Annotated in this window: 15 protein-coding genes; 10 read left to right on the top strand and 5 right to left on the bottom strand. The window is 59.3% G+C overall.

Going from position 1 to position 18,662, the window contains the following annotated elements; translation table 11 throughout:
- Positions 1-327 precede the first annotated feature (327 nt).
- From HY962_08085 to HY962_08065, 5 genes are all read left to right on the top strand, one after another.
- Positions 328-1,836, top strand: a complete 1,509-nt coding sequence (locus HY962_08085) for a right-handed parallel beta-helix repeat-containing protein (GenBank protein ID MBI5646878.1) — start codon at positions 328-330, stop codon at positions 1,834-1,836.
- A 22-nt stretch (positions 1,837-1,858) separates the two neighbouring features.
- Positions 1,859-2,338, top strand: a complete 480-nt coding sequence (locus HY962_08080; GenBank protein MBI5646877.1) for a hypothetical protein — start codon at positions 1,859-1,861, stop codon at positions 2,336-2,338.
- A 160-nt stretch (positions 2,339-2,498) separates the two neighbouring features.
- Positions 2,499-2,903, top strand: a complete 405-nt coding sequence (locus tag HY962_08075; protein ID MBI5646876.1) for a hypothetical protein — start codon at positions 2,499-2,501, stop codon at positions 2,901-2,903.
- Between the two features lie 3 nt (positions 2,904-2,906).
- On the top strand, positions 2,907-4,862 hold the full coding sequence (locus HY962_08070) for a hypothetical protein (protein ID MBI5646875.1): 1,956 nt from the start codon (positions 2,907-2,909) through the stop codon (positions 4,860-4,862).
- Between the two features lie 36 nt (positions 4,863-4,898).
- Entirely contained in the window at positions 4,899-5,582 is a 684-nt protein-coding gene (locus HY962_08065) for an outer membrane beta-barrel protein (GenBank protein MBI5646874.1), read from the top strand.
- Positions 5,583-5,686: 104 nt separating this feature from the next.
- On the opposite strand, the gene HY962_08060 is transcribed toward HY962_08065, so the two are convergent.
- Together HY962_08060 and HY962_08055 are read right to left on the bottom strand one after the other, a co-directional pair.
- Positions 5,687-6,382: a hypothetical protein gene (locus HY962_08060; GenBank protein MBI5646873.1), complete on the bottom strand. Its 696-nt coding sequence runs from the start codon at positions 6,380-6,382 to the stop codon at positions 5,687-5,689.
- A gap of 311 nt (positions 6,383-6,693) precedes the next feature.
- Entirely contained in the window at positions 6,694-6,990 is a 297-nt protein-coding gene (locus HY962_08055) for a hypothetical protein (protein MBI5646872.1), read from the bottom strand.
- Positions 6,991-7,337: 347 nt separating this feature from the next.
- Between HY962_08055 and HY962_08050 the strand changes: the two genes are divergently transcribed.
- Positions 7,338-8,279 (top strand): FAD-dependent thymidylate synthase, encoded by a 942-nt coding sequence (locus tag HY962_08050; protein MBI5646871.1) that lies wholly within the window; start codon positions 7,338-7,340, stop codon positions 8,277-8,279.
- 87 nt (positions 8,280-8,366) lie between these two features.
- On the opposite strand, the gene gatD is transcribed toward HY962_08050, so the two are convergent.
- The 3 genes from gatD to HY962_08035 all read right to left on the bottom strand — a co-directional run bounded on the left by gatD (position 8,367) and on the right by HY962_08035 (position 12,775).
- Positions 8,367-9,755: a Glu-tRNA(Gln) amidotransferase subunit GatD gene (gatD, locus tag HY962_08045; GenBank protein MBI5646870.1), complete on the bottom strand. Its 1,389-nt coding sequence runs from the start codon at positions 9,753-9,755 to the stop codon at positions 8,367-8,369.
- The gene (gatE, locus tag HY962_08040) at positions 9,755-11,677 is read right to left on the bottom strand and encodes a Glu-tRNA(Gln) amidotransferase subunit GatE (protein MBI5646869.1); all 1,923 of its coding nucleotides are present in this window, start codon (positions 11,675-11,677) and stop codon (positions 9,755-9,757) included. The genes gatD and gatE overlap by 1 nt, the downstream gene beginning before the upstream one ends.
- 366 nt (positions 11,678-12,043) lie before the next feature.
- A complete protein-coding gene (locus tag HY962_08035; protein MBI5646868.1) occupies positions 12,044-12,775 on the bottom strand; it encodes an ABC transporter ATP-binding protein in 732 nt (243 codons plus the stop codon).
- Positions 12,776-12,858: 83 nt separating this feature from the next.
- On the opposite strand from HY962_08035, the gene HY962_08030 reads away from it, so the two are divergent.
- The 4 genes from HY962_08030 (at position 12,859) to HY962_08015 (ending at position 17,613) form a co-directional block, all read left to right on the top strand.
- Entirely contained in the window at positions 12,859-13,086 is a 228-nt protein-coding gene (locus HY962_08030; protein ID MBI5646867.1) for a hypothetical protein, read from the top strand.
- Positions 13,087-13,095: 9 nt separating this feature from the next.
- Entirely contained in the window at positions 13,096-15,087 is a 1,992-nt protein-coding gene (locus HY962_08025) for an ATP-dependent helicase (protein MBI5646866.1), read from the top strand.
- A 360-nt stretch (positions 15,088-15,447) separates the two neighbouring features.
- Positions 15,448-16,437 (top strand): hypothetical protein, encoded by a 990-nt coding sequence (locus tag HY962_08020; GenBank protein ID MBI5646865.1) that lies wholly within the window; start codon positions 15,448-15,450, stop codon positions 16,435-16,437.
- Positions 16,438-16,956: 519 nt separating this feature from the next.
- On the top strand, positions 16,957-17,613 hold the full coding sequence (locus HY962_08015; GenBank protein ID MBI5646864.1) for a hypothetical protein: 657 nt from the start codon (positions 16,957-16,959) through the stop codon (positions 17,611-17,613).
- The last annotated feature ends 1,049 nt before the right edge of the window (positions 17,614-18,662 follow it).

Genomic DNA, 18,662 nt, shown 5'->3' with positions numbered 1-18,662 from the left:
TCTAACGCCGCGTTGGAGAGCGGGAGAGCGGGACAGCGGGAGAGCGGGACAGCGGGAGAGCGGGACAGCGGGAGAGCGGGACAGCGGGAGAGCGGGACAGCGGGAGAGCGGGACAGCGGGAGAGCGGGACAGCGGGAGAGCGGGACAGCGGGACAGCGGGAGAGCGGGACAGCGGGAGAGCGGGACAGCGGGAGACACACTTTTCATCAGATTTTTCCCCTTTCCTCGATAACCGTTTCCCGTTAACCGTTCTCCGCACAATGCAACAATTTGAGCAGCAGACAAGTATCCTGTACCTTCCACGCTTATTACCGGAGGATACAGACCATGAAATACATTGTCCTGCTTCTTTGTTGTATGACTATACCGGCTTCGGCCCGCATTCTTGATGTCGGACCGGGCAGGACGTTCGCGACACTGCAGTCGGCTGCAGCCACGGCACTGCCCGGCGACACGATACGCATCAGCAATGGCAGCCACGCGGGCGGTCAGTACATCACCGGCCTTGCCGGACGAACAGATGCCTACATCACCATCCTCGCGGAGACGCCGGGACAGGTGGTGTTCGAGGGTGGATCGGAAGCGATACACTTCACCGATCCTGCCTACGTCCGCATCATCGGGCTCGCTTTCGCGGGACAGAGTGGCAACGGTGTGAACATCGACGACGGCGGCACCTACGACACCCCCGCGCATCACATCGTCATCAGCAATTGTTCCTGGGGCAGAATGAATGCGACCGGCAATAACGACCAGTTAAAAATGTCGGGAGTGGACTATTTCGAAATTCGCGACTGCCGATTCTCCAACGGATCGGCGGGCGGAAGCATGGTGGACATGGTTGGCTGCCACAACGGGATCTTTGCAGGAAACGTGTTCACCGCCGGCGGATCCAATTGTATACAGGCGAAAGGCGGCACCTCGCAGATACGCATCGAAAGGAACCAGTTCCTCGAAGGAGGCGAGCGCGCGATCAATATCGGGGGATCAACCGGCGAGGCCTTTTTCCGGCCCATTGACGCGGCCTACGAGGCCTCCGAGATCGCCGTTATGTCGAACTGGTTCACGGGCGCGGTCGCGCCTATCGCGTATGTCGGAGCGGTGCGCTGTGCCGTGGTCAACAATACCATCATCCGTCCGCGCAAGTGGGTCATGCGCATTCTTCAGGAATCGACCGCGCCGCGTTTCCTGCCGTGCGGCGAAAATATGTTTGTGAACAACATCGTCTACATCGACAATGCCGCGTCGAATCCGAGCGTCAATGTCGGACCCAACACCGCCCCGAACACCTTCCTGTTTGCGGGCAACCTGTGGTACAACCGCGACGCACAATCATGGCCGGGACCGAATCTCCCAACGGCCGAACAGGGCGGTCTGTTGGGCCGCGATCCGGAAATCGTGGACATCAACCAGCCGGGATCGGCACTACGTTCCACCTCGCCCGCCATCGGCCGCGGGGTTCGCAGCACCGACCCGGTGTTCGATTTCCACGGCCGTGCCTTCACGGATCCACGCTCCATCGGTGCGGTGGAGGGCGCGGCACCCAACGGAATCGGCGTTACTGACATGCCCGTCGAACTCTCGCTCGACGTGTACCCGAACCCCGCCAGGGAGGCCGTCACTCTGCACTTCGGCGAAGCACTTCACGGCGTGCTGCGCATCCGACTGCTCGATATCGCCGGACGGGAAATGGCCGTGCTGCATGATGCAGAGCTGCAGGGATCGGAGCGTGTCTTGCACCTTGCGCTGCCCGTGAATATTATCGGATACAAAGCGACACTTCTCGAAGTGCGCCACGGCGACCGTCTTCGACTTGTGCCCCTGCTCCAGCATTGATCCACCATCTGAATTATTTACGATGACCACTATCACTGATCCGTCCGCATCCTCCGCGCGCATCGAAACAGCGCCGGGCACTTTCGCCACGGCGTACACGCTCATCTGGTCCGTCCTTGTGGTCTATTACGCGGCGGCAATGCTGGTCGATACACATTTCGGCGAGCTGACCTGGCCCGCCCTCGTGATGTTTGCGGAGGCGTTCGCGAAACTGCTCGTCTCGATCTTCGGCGCCGTTGCCGGTGTGTTCCTGCTGCGGTCGAGAAGCGGCTCACCCCTGGCCGCCGCGTTTGCCATCGATGCGGGCGCCGCAGTTGTTGCCGCGTCGGCGCTTGCGACGCTGATCGTTTCCATCGTATCAGGGCAGGGGCTCGCGCTGAGTTACCTCGACATGCAGCCATGGTATGTTGTGCTCCCGCTTGGCGGACTCTGCGCCGCCGCTGCGTGGACGGTGCGTCGCAGACCGGCGCTGCTCGCCGGACGTATACACATTCCGCGCTGAATATCAGACTATACAGTCCGTTATTTTATGGTACGCGCAGGGCACGTTCGGAAGCACACGCACATTTCCACCACGATTCACTGCATAGTCCCTCACGCTTGAAAGAGTGGGGAAGGTGGCGTATGTTTGTGTTTTACACCACTGAATACTGGAAATTCCCATGCGCAGAGTTCCGCTCTTTCTTGCCGGCGCTGTGATCGCCATCGCCGCCTTCCTCAACGGATGTTCCGCCGACATGGCGACGACAGAGACGAAGAGATGGACCGTGCTCCAGGCCCGCGACGAGATCAGTTTTCCCAAGGCCTGGGGTGTGGTGCGGAACACGCTTATCGAGGCCGGTTACCTCTTCGAGGTTGTGGACCAGAAGAACGGCTTCTTGCGCACCGAATGGAGATACCCGAAGGATCTTGAAGCGGATTATCCCTACCGCGTGCTCATCAAATTCACCAACGACGGCAACTGTACCGTGCGCGTGCTCGCCGAATGTATGAACTGTGACGTTGCGTATCAGGACATTCCGCGGCTGCGCGAACTTCTCGACGAATTACGCGACAAACTGATCTGACCTTTGGCTGCCCCGTCATTCCGGGATCGACTGCGGTATAAAGCCGACCAATTCTTTCAGTCGGGCTTTGCGCTGCAGGTCACGATCGCCTTTGCGCTCGTGGCGGGGCTCATCGTGGTCTTTTCGATTCTGGCGGAATTGCTGCTGGTGCTGCCAGGCAGCGATTTCACCTTGCCTGCCGCGCATGACGGACCGGGTTGGATGTGGGTCCGTTTCTGGTGGGTCCTGACACACATCTTCGACACGTACTGGATCGAGACACGGACGGTGGACCAGGTGTTCTCGACCATTCTCACTCTCGTCAACTATCTCGTCTTTGCCGGTGTCATCGGACTTGTCGGCTCGCGCATCGCCGCGCGGCTCGAGAGCATACGCCGCGGCACGTCGCGTGTCATCGAGAGTGATCACGTGGTATTGCTCGGCTGGAGCGAGAAGATTTTCCCGATAGTCAGCGAGCTGGTGCAGGGCTTCGGGCACGAGCGCACCGTATTTGTGCTGCTCGCGCAGCGTCCCGTCGACGAAATGGAAGCGGAGTTGCGCTCGGCCTTCGGCAAACCCCGCGCGTCGCTACGATGGGTGCTCCGAACCGGCGCGCCGACCGATCCCGACGCGCTCGACCGGCTCTCGATCGAGACCGCGCGCGTTATCATCGTGTTGCGTCCCGACGATCCCGACATCGACGCCGACACGCAGGCGATAAAAAGCGCCATCACCGTGGTGCATGCATTACGCGCCGACCGCCGCGGCTCGGCGCACGCGCCTGTGGTGATCGCCGAAATCGAGAGGCCGGAATTTCACCGCATCATTCGCGCGATCGATTCGACCGTGCAGGTGAAAATCGTGCAGCCCTCGGACTACGTGGCGAAAATCCTTCTGCAGACTGCGCGCGACCGCCGCATGATCGAGGTGTACAACGAACTGCTCGGCCACGACGGGCACGAGCTGTACGTCCATCGCTTTCCGGAACTCGACGGTGAACCCTGGGCGCGTATCATCACGGCCTTCCCCGAGGCGATCCCCGTCGGATACATTCACGACGGACGGACCTGCCTGCTCGCCTCGGCCGAGCAGGGCAGCCGACGGCTCCCCGACGGCAGTCGCATCATCCTGCTCGCGGAGAACGCACGTACCGAACCCGTGCTGCCGGAGGAGGCCGAAGCCGGCATCATAACAGTGGCGGCGCCTGTCACGGCGCATGAGTCCGAGACGCCGGTCAAATCCCGCTTCCTCATCCTCGGCTACGATCCGAAACTGCGCCGCATACTGACCGAACTGCACGGGTATGCGCGCAGCACCGGCCGCACCGCGCAGGTGCTTGTGGCGAGCACCACCGCGCCGGACGACTCGACGGCACTTCCGCTGGAAGGGGAGTACGACATGCTGCGCGTCGAGGTCCTGCATCACGACTACCTGCTTCCCGGCGTGCTCGAAAATCTGCATCCCGAAAGTTACGACGCGGTGATCGTGCTGGGTGAGCACATGCCGCACGCGAACTTTGATGAACTCGACACACGCGTAATCATGACGCTGCTGCTTCTGCAGTCGATGCGCGATACGCGTGTCACCGGATGCGGACATCTGGTGGCCGAGATACGGAACCCCGCGAACCGGCGTCTTGCCGAAGCCGCGGGCTGCGCGCGCGACGTGGTGATCACCAACGAACTGATCAGCAAGATGATCGCGCAGATCAGCCGCGAACCCGCCCTCGACGACATTCTCCGCGATCTGCTCGACGAGAGCGGCGCCGAGGTATACTGCAAACCCGCCGCCTGGTACGTAGTCGGCACACATGCGACGTTTCGCGACGTGATGTATGCCGCAGCGGCCCGCGGCGAAGTGGCCATCGGCCTGCAGGCGCACGACCCCCAGGCGCTCATCCGCCTCAATCCCCCAAAGGACGAGCCTGTCGACACCGCGCCCGGATCGCGCGTGTGTGTCATTGCAGAATCGGAACACTAATCGATAACATTCTCCCTCACAGAACGGATCAATGATATGAAAACAGCAGTGTACACACTCGTTCTTGCGGCAATGCTCGCAGGAAGCTCCTTGGCCCAGGAAAGAACCGTCGTGGTGGAACGCGGTCGCAGCCTGGATCTTTTCTCCGTCCGCGCGGGCCTCTGGTTCCCGAAGGATCATGAAAAGACCTTCACCAACGACAACATCGACAAACAGCAGATCGATCAGTCGCAGGCGGTGGGACTCGACTTCCACTATCGCTACGATATCGGCCGTCCGCTGACCTTCGACTTCTCGCTCGGTGGCTGGTATTCGTCGTATGCCTTCAAATTCAGCGAGCAGATCAACGATCCCGCACTCGTGCAGGAAGCTGATGCATGGGCCGCCATCGTGCCCATCACTGTCGGACTCTCGGTGACCGTCATCCCCGAAGGCCCCATTCAGCCCTTTGCTGGCGCGGGTGTGGGCGGGTACGTGGGCGTCTCGGGCACAACGGAAATCGTGGGACTGCAGCCCCTGCGCACCAAACACAACAAGGACAAGACGCTCTTCGCCTTCGGCGGGTACGTCCACGCGGGAGTCGATTTCTTCATTACGCCCGCGTTCGGTATCAACCTCACGGGCAAGTATCAGGTTGTGACGTTCAAGGAATATCTGTTCACGATGCAGAAGGAATTCACCGGTCTGCAGGTGCTCGCGGGAATCACCACGCGGCTCTGATTCTCATCGGCAATACACAATAAAAATCGAACGCGCCGGGCCATCACTCCCGGCGCGTTCTTTTTATGGGCACGGAGAAAAAAGGAGGGTAGATCCCTGGGGTGTCACACTGCGGGAAGGACTGCGAGCGGGATGTCGACAGTGCCGCCGGGCACCGGCGCGTCCTTGTCCGTCGTAAGTGTATATGCATCCAGCAGCTCGGAAATACGTTCGCCCGCGAATTCGATGTACGGGGTCAGTTGCGCGGGATCGAGATCGGTCTTTTCGCGGGCGGCCTCGCTCAGGAGCTGCGCATACCCGATAATGATGTTCAATTCTGAACGCAGTTCGTGGTCGAGGGTCTGCGCGTTATGGAAGGTCTGCATCCGAAGCTGGTCGAGCTGCTGCTTCAGTTCCTGGTTTTCCTTTTCGAGGCGCTTCAGGGCAGTCACGTCGTGGTGAAATACACGCACGCGGCGGGAGACGGGGTGGAAGACAAAGCGCTGTTCCCACATCGAACCGGCCGCCGTGACAATGCGTGTCTCTTCGTCGGAGATGCCCGCGGTCAGCCGGTCGATACACGCAAACATGCCGCGCAGGACCGCGTGGGAATGTCCTTCGACGAGGATGTTCGGGAAGGCCCTGCGGGCGGCGGCATTGCAGAAGGTCAGCGCGCCGTCGAGTGCGATTTCCAGGATCGGGTCCGGATTTTTCTCGGGCATGGCAGCAAGCGCCAGCAGGTCGCGCTCGGCAAGGTCCTTCGCCGCTTCATCGATCCAGGAGTCGCTGTCCTTATGTGCAACCGAAGCAAAATCGTCCATGATATCCTCGTGCGAAAAAAGATGGGGGCTGTTCGCGGCGCGCGGCCGTGTTATCGCAGGTGCAGGGTGTGGGCCGGAAAGTGAGGAATGCTGTGCAAACCGAACGTCCAGAGCCGTATGCTGAAGTGCGACACCGGCTCCGGTATGGCTGCTTGCCTCTGTCGCCAGTGTGCTGTGTCGTGCGTGAGCCGAAATCGAAACTGCGGAGTCCGACGGCATGGAAACGCCCGCAAGCGTGCTGCTTGTGCTGCTTGTGCTTTCAGGGGCTGTATTGATGCGTGTTTCCATTTCGAAGGACGTCAGAGTGTGTATCAGGAAAATGTGGCGCGTTTGAAGGGGAGCCAGCAGATTTTTTTTGTGGCAAGTATGGTGCTTGCACCCGCGCTGTAGTCTTCTTCGCGCATTGAAGCGGAGGCGGATACGGCACTGGTGTCAATGGACGTGTCACACGCATTCGGTGCAACGGCGATGCAAGTGTTGCCGGCGGCCTGCGCAGGTGCGGCAACCACACAAAGCAGCGTATCGGAATCGGTCTTCACTGTGGCCGACTGCGCGAAGAGCGGCGCGGCGCAGCAGAGGAAAATCAGAACCAGAAGGGAAGCTTTCATGTGTTGTTTGACCTGAAAATCGTCGTGTGCAACATTGTATCACGTGTGAACGCAGATATTTCATCAATTCGCAGGCCAAAAATTTTACGTGAAATAATTGCACATTTTGGCGAAAAATCGCGAATTCAGTGTTTTTTGCTAGAAAAGCCGTTGTTTCGAAACTGTACACCTCCCGGATTTTATTGCATTTCTGAACACCTGTCGAAGCGAGGTTAATGGTGTTTCACGGTGAGGAGGAGGTGCATCTGGAGATCAGTCCCTCGCAGATTTTGTTCGAAGAATGAATTCAGGTAGATTCGATTTTCCCGCCACTCCGTGGCTTTTCCTCCTGAAACCTTCTGAAATTCATGGCTGAGAAACCGGCATTCGAGCAGCTTGAACGGCTGCGTGTGGAAGAAATGGACCAGATACTCGGAATTCCGTATCCTGTATTGGACGACGGATTTGTCCGCGTGGTCGATTATATGGGATCCGATTCCTCCATCGTGCAGGCGGCGCGTGTCTCGTATGGCGCGGGCACGAAGAAACGGCTCGAGGACCGCGGCCTGATCCGTTATCTCATGCGGCACCGTCACAGCACACCCTTCGAGATGTGTGAATTAAAATTGCACGTGCGCGTCCCCATGGACACGTGGAGGCAATGGATACGGCACCGCACCGCAAACGTGAACGAGTACTCGACACGCTACTCCATCGCCATCGATGCGATGCAGGGCACACTTCCCGGCGAGTGGCGCTTCCAGAGCGCCTCGAACAAACAGGGCAGCGAAGGATTTGTGGACGCGGTGCAGGGCGAGGATCTGACGCGTGAAGAGCAGGCCTTTCACCAGTCGGCGCGGGATCTTTACGACCGCCGCATCGCCGCCGGTATAGCCCGCGAACAGGCGCGCAAGGACCTGCCGCTCTCCACTTACACCGAGGCGTATTGGAAGATCGACCTGCACAATCTGCTGCACTTCCTCGCACTTCGTATGGACGCGCACGCGCAGCTCGAAGTTCGGGCATATGCCACTATCATCGGACGCGAGATCGTGCGCCGCTGGTGTCCGCTGACTTGGGAGGCCTTCGAGGATTACCGTCTCAACGCCCTCGAAATCTCACGCCTCGATATAGAGATCATCGGCCTGCTCGCGAACGGCCGCGCGGAGGAAGCGCTCGTGCGGCTCCGCGATCTCGGCATGCTGCCGCCTCCCGGCGAGCCGCTGAAACGGCACGTTGAACGCGAGGAGCTGGAAGCGAAATTAATCCAGCTCGGGATTGCCTGCCCGTGGCTTGAGAAGAGGAGCTAGGAGTTAGGATTTAGGAGCTAAGCAGCGGGACGAAAATCCTGCGGTCTCACTCCTAGCTCCTAGATACTAGCTCCTTTCTCCTAAAACCTACTTCCACGTGTGCGAGATAAATTCCTCGACTTCCGGAATACCGCCCTGTGAAATCAGGTAACCGTTGTGCGGCTCGCGTTCCGTGATGTCGCCGCCGACGGGTGTCAGCATGATGCGGCGCAGTTCCTCGGGATCGTTCGTCTGGCCGAGAGCCCAGCCGAGTTTCACGTAGGCCACTTCGGGCAGCATGTTGGCGGCCGGCACGATACCCAGTTCCATGAGGTCGCGGCCGGTGTCGTACACGTACATCTGCACGTATCCCCAGAGCGTCTGCACCGTCATGTATATCGCGACACCCTTTTCCGCCGCGCGCTTTATCGCGGGGTACAGCGGCTTGTTCACATGACCGAGGCCGGTGCCGGCAATCACGATGCCTTTGTAGCCGTTGTCGGTGAGTGAGTCGATGATGTCGGGACGCATGTTGGGGTAGTAATAGACGATGCTCACCATCTCCTCGAAGGCGGTGTTGATCGTCACCTGTTTGTCGCGGCGGCGCGGCGCCACATCGGGACGCAGCGGCACGATCTTGTCGCGGCTCACCATGGCAAGAGGAATGTCGCCGATGGTGCGGAAGGTGGAGCGGTAGCTCGAATGCATTTTGCGCACGCGTGTGCCGCGGTGCAACAGACCGTACATGTTCGAGGTCGGACCAAACATACACACCATCACCTCGGCGATGTCGCTCTCGGCGGCGGTTTTCACGGCGTGCATCAAGTTCAGCGCCGCGTCCGACGATGGACGGTCGCTCGAACGCTGCGACCCCACCATCACGATGGGCACGGGCGAGTTCTGCACCATGAAGGTGAGCATGGCCGCCGTGTGATGCATGGTATCGGTGCCGTGACCGATCACTATGCCTTGCACACCCTTCTCGATCTCGGCGCCGATGGCCTCGGCGGTGCCGCGCCACTGTTCGGGTCCCATGTTCTCGCTGAACACGCCGTACAACTTTTCGGTCTCGAGATTGCAGATGTCGGCCAGCTCGGGCACGGATCCGTACAACTCGCCCGGCGAGAAGGCCGGAATCACCGCGCCCGTGCGGTAGTCGAGACGGCTCGCGATGGTGCCGCCTGTTCCGAACAGCTTCACGCGCGGCTTGACCGGATCGTACGGGAAGGCCTTCTCGGGAATCTTGTAATGCGCTTCCTTGCGTCCGCCGATGGCGATGTTGGTGACTGTCGTGGCCGCCACGCCGATGTTGTACCCGGAACGCAGTTTGATGACAATGTGTTTCGGATCGGCCGTCTCTGAACGGGGGAGAATGATGCCGGTGTAGGTGCCGCCGCTGGTGCGGATCTCCACATCACTCCATACCTGCGCGCCGTAGTCCTTGAGCGTGGAAAGTGCCTCGCCGCGGTAGCCCTTGTATGCGTCGTTCGTCGACATCAGTGTTTCTCCTCCAGAAGACGTTGCACCATCGACGCACACTGCGACGCGTCGAATCGTCCGCGCAGTTGCCCGAGCGAACGGCCGGTAATGATTTCGTGTGCGCGATGCGGGTAACGGACCGTCTCGCGCGCGAGTTTCTCGGCTTCACCCGCAATGACGGCGGCCGCGTCGGTTTCACCCACCTGCGCCGGCAGCGCGGTCGCATCGAATCCACCGCTGCGATACGCCGCGTCCATTGCCGCGAGCACTGCGTCCTTCGTCAGCAGACCGTCGCGCACGGCGGCCAGTATGCCCGCCATCACCTCGGTCGACAGATCCCTGCGCCATTTGTAGCGGCGCCGCAAACGCTTCATGTGCTGCACAAGGGCAACGGACACGAGCACGGGATCGAGCTTCCATTCTTTCACCGCGGTTTCGAAGAGATCCGCGTGGCGCGATATGGCGAGCGGCGCGATGGTGTCGGCCGGGATGCCCAGCGTCCTGTACCAGTTTTCACGTTCCCAGTAAAAGACCGGGATCTGCGCGCGCAGTTTTGTGAGCCGTTCCTCGGTGATACGTTTCGGCGGCAGATCCGTGTCGGGATACATGCGATCCGGACCCGGCAGTATGCGTTCGAAACCGTTGATGCCGCCGTCGAGCGCCTGGCGTGTTTCCGACGGAATGCCGATGGTCGCCTCGCGTGCGCGGATCACAATCTCCTTCGCCGCTGTTTCGATGTCGCCCGGACTGCCCCAGACGATCACCACCACATCCTGCTCCGATGCGCCGGTCTGCTTACGGATCAGCATCCATTCCGAGCCGGTGAGTGTGTCGGTGGCGTTGTCGGAGTGCACGATGTTCGGCAGCTCTGTGAGACAGGCGATGACACGCACGCGGTCCGAAATCTCGCGGGCGAATATCGTGTCGGTCTGTGTCTGCCAGAGCAGCAGGCCCTTGAACCCTTTCAGCACGACGGCGTTCACCGAGAGGCCGCGTTCGATGGCTTCGGCGACGGGGCGGAACTTCGTTTTACGAATCGCGCGTGTGACGTCCTCGGTGCGGGTCTCGAGTGTTTCGGCGGTGATGCCGCGTCGGTGCAGTTCCTCGCGGAGCCGCAGCAGATTCCACTGCCGCATGGCCTCGTTGTAGGTCAGCATGGGGATGTCGGCGATGCGCGGCACACCTTTGATTTCGATACGCGTCCCGCCGGTCACGCTCACGTTTACATCCTGCCTGCCCGCGCCGATGCCCGTGCGCACCTTGCCCGTGCTGCGCACGAGACGGCGGCAGATTTCACCCACTTCCGCAACCTCGAGCGGCGTGCGCATGTCGGGTCCGGTGACGGTTTCGATGAGCGGCATGCCGAGGCGGTCGGTGATATACACGCGGCGGTGGCCGATATCGCTCACTTCGCGGCAGGCGTCTTCCTCGAGTCCGAGCTGGATGATCTGCACACGGCGGTCCTTATACGGAATCGAACCTTCGACGCCCACGATGGTGGTGCGCTGGAAACCCGTGGGGATGCTGCCGTCGAGATACTGCTTGCGGGCGATGTGGATTTCGTCGACCATCGAACAGCCGTACAACATGGCGATCTCGAGGGCGATATCGAGGGCCTGTTCGTTGAGTTCGAACGGCGGCGTGTCGTCCATCTCGTAGGTGCAGACCGTCTCGTAATTGATCTGGTAGATGATCTCTTTCTTGGTTTTGAACTCCATCAGCGCGGTGCCGTCGTATTCACCCAGCTCGGACAGAGTCGGACGCATGGCGCGTAGAATCTCCGCGTTGTACGCGTCGCTGTAACGGCCGGCAGGGCAGCGGCAGAAGAGTTTCTTCTCCGTGAACAACTGCTGATGGATTTCTAGACCGGACTTGAAGCCGACGGCGGCGTAGTCCTCGTCGGTCATTTCATCGAAGGGCTTGAACTGGAAGTCGTACATGGGTGCTGTGCTGGTGGGACGGCTGTGTCTGGCCGGGGGAGGGGTCCGCCGGTCGGCGGAACAGCCACTAATGTACAATTACGGCGCGGGTCGAACAAACCGTGAAGGCGTAAAGGCGTGAAGGTGTAAAGGCGTAAAGGCGTGAAGGCGTAAAGGCGTGAAGGCGTAAAGGCGTGAAGGCGTAAAGGCGTGAAGGCGCACGACTCCAGCCCGGAGCGCAGCGGAGGGCTCTTTACGCGCAGGGCGTGCGCGTCAAACGGACAGGGGAGTGGGGAGTAGGAGATGGGGAGATACTTTGGTGACGGCCGAAGGCCGCAAGAAAAAACCTCCTTTCCTCCCTTGCTCCTGTGTGATTTTTTCTTGCCGCTACACCCTATACCGCTCGAGGAAATCGCGTACAACCACGTCCTGCGATGCGCGCAGCTCGTCGGGGGTGCCCTGGAAGTAGGTGCGTCCCTCGTGCAGCAGCGCCACGCGGTGCGCGATGGTGTACACGCTGAACATGTCGTGTGTCACGACGATGGATGTGACGTTGAGGCGCGCGGTGAGATCGGCTATCAGAGCGTCGATCTGATTCGACATCACGGGATCGAGGCCCGTGGTTGGTTCGTCGTAGAGGAGATAGTCGGGATTTGTGGCGAGCGCGCGTGCGAGTCCCACACGTTTTTTCATACCACCCGAAAGCTCGGCAGGTTTGAGGCGTTCGATGCCGGGGAGTCCCACCATTTCCAGTTTCTCGGCGACGATACGACGGATGTCGGACTCCGCCATGTCAGTGTTCTCGACCAGGCCCAGCGCAACATTTTCGGCCACTGTCATCGAATCGAACAACGCCGCGCCCTGAAAAAGGAAACCGAAACGCGCGCGCAGCGCATACAGTTCGCGATCCGGCAGCGTATGCACTTCGGCGCCGTCCACCTGCACGCTGCCTGAATCCGGACGAAGGAGTCCGATAATATGCTTCAGCAGCACACTCTTCCCGCAGCCGCTCTGCCCGATGATGGCGAGCGTCTCGCCCGTCTGGATGTCGAGGTTCACACCGCGCAGGACCGTCTTCCCCTCGGAGAATGATTTATGGAGGCCTTCGATGCGGATCATACGAGGGAAAGTAGCGGATTCGTGTGGCAGGGACAAGAGACATCTCAGCGATCCGCATCGGAAGACTGCACCGTGGAGGAAACGTGGCGTTGTGTTTCGCGTTGCGTTGTGTGTTTGAATCCATAGAGGGACGAGTGATCTTTGTCCCATATGCGCGCGCGAAATTTCCATCCATCGAAACGGTCCTGCGGACCGCCATCCTGGCGTTTGTGGCGCTGGGTGTTGCCGCACTGCGCTGGGCGCCGGGTATCGCCTGGAAGCGATTGCTTGGAGTTAGCCGCATGGCTAACTATCTTTCGTCCGATTATTGAACGAATCTCATGAAAAAAATAACACTGCGCAGAACCGGCCTCTCGCTCATCACTGGTGATGAGGCGCGGTATACAATCCGTTACGCCGACGAGCTGAACGAGGCGCAGTACAAGGCCGCCGTACACGCCGGCGGTCCGGCACTGGTGATTGCCGGCGCGGGCACAGGCAAGACGCGCACGCTCACGTACCGTGTGGCGCGGCTCATCGAGTCGGGTACACGTCCCGAGGCCATTCTGCTGCTCACTTTCACACGCAAGGCCGCGCGCGAAATGCTGCGCCGCGCCGCCATCCTGCTCGACGCGCGTACCGAACGTGTTGCGGGCGGCACTTTTCACTCCTTCGCAAACCTGGTCCTTCGCCAGAACGCCGAACGACTCGGCTTCTCGAGTGCCTTCTCCATTCTCGACCAGGGCGATGCAGAAGACGTGGTGAACGTGTTACGCACACGGCTGGGGCTCGCGTCGAAGGACCGCCGCTTCCCGCGCAAACAGACTCTCGGGCAGATGATCAGCGCGGCCGTGAATACGCTCACTCCGCTCGAGCACGTGATCCTGCGCGACTTCCCGCAGTTCGCGGAGATGATCGAACCCATCGAGGGACTCGCGCGCGCTTACGTCGGCTACAAAAAGCAAAACAACCTGATGGACTACGATGACCTGCTCGTGCACCTCGTTGCGTTGCTGGAGAGCGACGAGGAGGCGATGCGGCGCATCGCGGGACGCTACGCACACGTGATGGTCGACGAGTATCAGGACACCAACGCGCTGCAGGCGCGCATCGTACAGCGCCTCGCCGAGCCGCACGGCAACGTGATGGTGGTGGGCGACGATTCGCAGAGCATCTACGCGTTCCGCGGCGCGAATTTCCGCAACATCATGGATTTCCCGCGGCAGTTTCCGGACTGTACCGTGATAACCCTCGAGGAGAATTTCCGCAGCACGCAGCCCATACTCGAACTCACGAACGAGATCATCGCGCGTGCCGCCGAGAAGTACACCAAGGTGCTGTTCACACATCGGGGCGGCGGCGAGAAGCCCATGTTTGTGCGCATGGACAGCGAGAACACGCAGTCGCGCTTCATCGTGCAGCAGGTGCTCGATCTGCGCGAGCAGGGTGTGGCGCTGGCCGAGATGGCCGTGCTGTTCCGCGCGGGGTATCAGTCCTTCGATCTCGAAATCGAACTCGCCAAAAGCAACGTGCCCTACGTGAAATTCGGCGGACTCAAACTCATGGAGACCGCGCACGTGAAGGATGTGCTCGCGCATCTGCGTGTGCTCGAGAATCCGAAGGACATCGTCGCGTGGACACGCATCCTGCTGCTCGTCGAGGGCATTGGTCCGGCGACGGCCGAACACATCACCGACGAGATCCTCCGTGGCGTGAATCCTCTGCACGAGAGCGCCGATGCGCGCCTCGCGTCGCTGTCGCGCGCGGCCGGACTCGACGCAATGATCGGCGCCCTCCGCGAAGCCGCGGGCCAGCGGCTCGGGCCGTCGGACATCATGGGCCGCATTCTCGCCTACTATCAACCCGTGATGAAGGCGCGCTACGACGACTATCAGAAGCGCATCAAGGATCTCGAGATGTTGCAGAACATCGCCGAGCGTTACCGCGCGCTTGGCGCCATGCTCTCGGACCTTGCGCTCGAGCCGCCCAATGAAAGTGTCGAGGACATGGAGCCCGAAGGGAAGGAACGCGAGTTCCTGACACTCTCAACGATACACTCCGCCAAGGGCCTCGAGTGGCATTCCGTCTTTGTGATGTACATGCTCGACGGCCGTTTCCCGCTCTCCTCCGCCGCGGAATCCGTCGAAAGCATGGAGGAGGAGCGCCGCCTCTTTTACGTGGCCTGCACCCGCGCGAAACAGAACCTGTACCTCACCGCACCCATGAACGTCTTCGACCGCGCGAGCGGCACCATACTCAGCAAACCCTCGCGTTTCCTCGACGCGATGCCCGAAGAGCTGCTGGAAGGATACGTCGTCGAAGCGGAGGAGTAGGGAGTTGGGAGTTGGGAGAGCGGGACAGCGAAACGGTGTCACACCGAGCTTGTCGAGGTGCGACGGGACAGCGGGACAGCGAAACGGTGTCACACCGAGCTTGTCGAGGTGCGACGGGACAGCGGGACAGCGAAACGGTGTCACACCGAGCTTGTCGAGGTGCGACGGGACAGCAGTCAAGACATCCAGTGGATAATGCAATGTCACTCGGTATGGCGAGTGAATCGTGCGCGATGTGTGATGCTGGAAATTGTCTTATTTTTTAAGGATTGAATACAGTGTACACGATCGCAGTGCGCAATACGGTGATTTTCGGTGTAGACGCGTGTGTGTGGTCGCAGATCGGAAACGGAGGAGCGCATGAGGTGGCGGATCTTTTTGATCGGGATTCTCGCAGCGTTTAATGCGGGAGTATCATGCGGGCAGTTCTCGACATTGCACTACAAGTTTGTGAATGGCGAGTCATGCGTCTATGAATATGTTTTCGATCAGACGTGGGTGCAGAGAGATGGTGCCCACGAGGATTCCTTCGTCCACACGGTGGTGATGCGTTTCGAGGTCGAAGCTGTCGATGACGCTGGGAATGGGACCTTGCTGTGTACTGTGATCAGACAGGGATATGTGAAAAAAGGGAAGGGCCAAGGAACCACCGCGAGACAGTTGTCAGACACACTGATCGTTACGAATAGATCGGTTCAGCGTCCGCTTGATGAGCTGCCCTCACAGAAAAGTCTGACACTAATGGGCATTCGGCCGGATGTCACTCCAAAGTTTCGTGTCGTACTTTCGCCGAACGGGCAGTATGTGTCTGGAGCAATTCTTGAAAAATCGGATTGTCAGAAACAACAGGATGCGTTGCGAAGAGAACCGAATACTGAGGTTCAGCCACTTGATATAGATGCAACGCTGATGTACGAAATTGGTCTTTTCATCCGTCCATTGCCCACCGATAAAGTCCTTGTCCCTGGTGTGGCGTGGAGCGACACAGTATATAAGCAGCGCGAAGGAAAAATACTGGGTGGTTTGAGTGGTGGCACAATCACGTATTCCAGAGAACAGCGTGATTTTAGTTGTGAGACCGGCGCAATTTCAGACAGCATACCATGTCTGCTTTTTTCTGAACAGACTTCAAGAATGCAGCAGACTCCCTCGTCGACATCGAACGCTATCAGCATCTATGAAGCGGTCGGTCACACACGAAACGTATTCGACAGTCGAGACGACTCGTACCGTGGGTATCGTGGAGTATGGACATCAGAAATGTCTACAAAAGCGGACTTGAACGCTGAGGCAGTCGTCCGTTATAACGGTAAAACCGTAACGAGTGTGACACTTTTGGACAAAGAATAGCACAGCAGTCAAGACATCGAGTGGACAGCGTTACCTCATTCGGAACGGTGATGTAATAGTGCAGGAAGTGTGATACAGGAAGTTGTTTTTTTTTTCAGGTTGCGTAGGTTGGAGGCGAAGTGGACGCGGTTGCACACTCTCAGTCTGGTCCACGGCGCACTATATTTGCTTATGGAGAATCGAATGAAGTGGTGCATGGTATGGGTATCGCTGCTTGCGTGTACAGCCTTGGCGCAGGAGCAGGCTGTGCGATACACTTTCAGTCCAGGCACGTGGTATGTATATAATTACGTGCAAGACCAGAATGATGTTCAGAACGAGGCGGCTTCCGAGAATTCCTTCGTTCACGTAATCGAGTTGAAGGTGGATGTGGAGAACGTCGACGGTCAGGGAAATGCAACGTTATTCTGTACGGTAACCAGACAAGGATACGGCCCTCGGGATTCCATCGCTGGCGATAGGGTCACACGCGAAATGCCCGGCGTATCGGGCACTGTCACCTCCCAGAGTGCTGATGGTATGCCCGTCCGCAACGCGGCGCAATACCACGCGACGTATGCCGATGTGACCCCGAAGTTCCGCGTGCGACTCTCCCCTCGCGGGGAACTGCTCGAAGGTGAAATACTTGAAAAGTCTGAAAGCCAGAAATCCTTCGAGTCGCGGTCCGTACCGCCGGGAACTGTGTATTCGCGTAGCTGGTCCGTCTCCGATGAAACACGCCTCAAACTGACGATCAGCAAAATCTTTCCCGTTCTGCCCGATGCCGCAGACCGGACTGAGGGTGCGGCGTGGCGGGACTCCGTGTACGATTCAGGCGAGAACTCCACTGCGGGTGGAAGGATGCCTGGGCGGCTGCCCGGGGCTTCCTTGACAAGGAATGAGTATTCACTCGATCGCGCGATGTATCGCGATACGATACCGTGCAAACGCTTCGAGGTACGGACCGAAAAGAAGGAGGGTCTTGCTTCAGCAGGAAGCAGCGCCACATTGCTCATGAGTCTCACCACGCGGACCGAGATGCAGTACCGACTTTCAGACGGTGTATTCCTGGGGTATACAGAGAAATCGACGATTGAACGTTTTCTGCGCAATCCAGAGGATGAAAGCGCAACGTCGATGGGCAGTGGGTCATCTTCTGTCAAGGTGATGCTGCTTTCAGAATCGGAACATCCGTAACAACGGTCGCCCGACACCGCCGCGAACCACACCAAAGACACACCGCACAAAACAGATCAGTCACCCTCGCCCGGAACGGGAGAAGCCGGGGTGAGGGTGCACGTGTAAACTGCAGAAGAAATTCCGGTCATTCGTTCTGGTGTTCTCACGGAAGATGTGTTCCCAAGACTCAACGTCCTGGAATGCCGCCCCGCTTCGCGGGGCTCTGTGGACTTCGATGCCGCGTCGTGTCCCACGCCTCACGGCGTGGGTTGGTGAATGTCGCCCGCTTCGCGGGCTCAACGGACGATCAGATGATAAGACGATTGGACGATCAGACGATCGGACGATTGGACGATCAGACGATTGGACGATTGGACGATCAGACGATTGGACGATCAGACGATCAGACGATCAGACGATCGGACGATCAGACAATTAGATGTTAAAAACGACCCGCCACTCCGATTCTCTCCGCGGTCTATTCAACGCGTCCGCAACCCGTTTATAAATTCGGATAAGGGCGACTGGCAGGTCGCCCGTGACGAACCCGGACCCCGACGCCAGCGTTCACCCGTGACGAACCCGGACCCCGACGCCAGCGTTCACCCGTGACGACTCCGTCTCGGAAGGGAATACTGCCCGCAATCGGGACGCCTACCGCCGATCGTAATTGCGCTAGAGATGGTCGCGGCGTGCCGCCTGAATCACGGGCGACCGCCGGTCGCCCCTGCGGATGTAATCCGTGTGCGGCGCACACGCCGAACACAACGCTGAGGGAATCGGATCGGTGTGTCGTTTATTCATCTACCAACTACCTACCTGCGACCAACCGTCAACTCCCTCGAACCGCGCCAAAGACACATCGCACAAAACAGATCAGTCACCCTCGCCCGCTGTCCCGCTCTCCCGCTTTTATGTTAACACACAAGAGCACGAGAGTTTTTTCTGTTATTACTTTTTCACTCATAACACGGACTGGCTGGGGCGGCGCAGGGCGGGCACGGGTGAGACGATCGGCAGAACGGCGGCGCGCGCAGGTGGCGTAGCGCGGGAAACAAGTCTTATAC

This window comes from Ignavibacteriota bacterium (assembly GCA_016218045.1).
Taxonomy (GTDB): domain Bacteria; phylum Bacteroidota; class Ignavibacteria; order SZUA-365; family SZUA-365; genus JACRFB01.
This window is presented reverse-complemented; position numbering and strand designations above follow the sequence as displayed.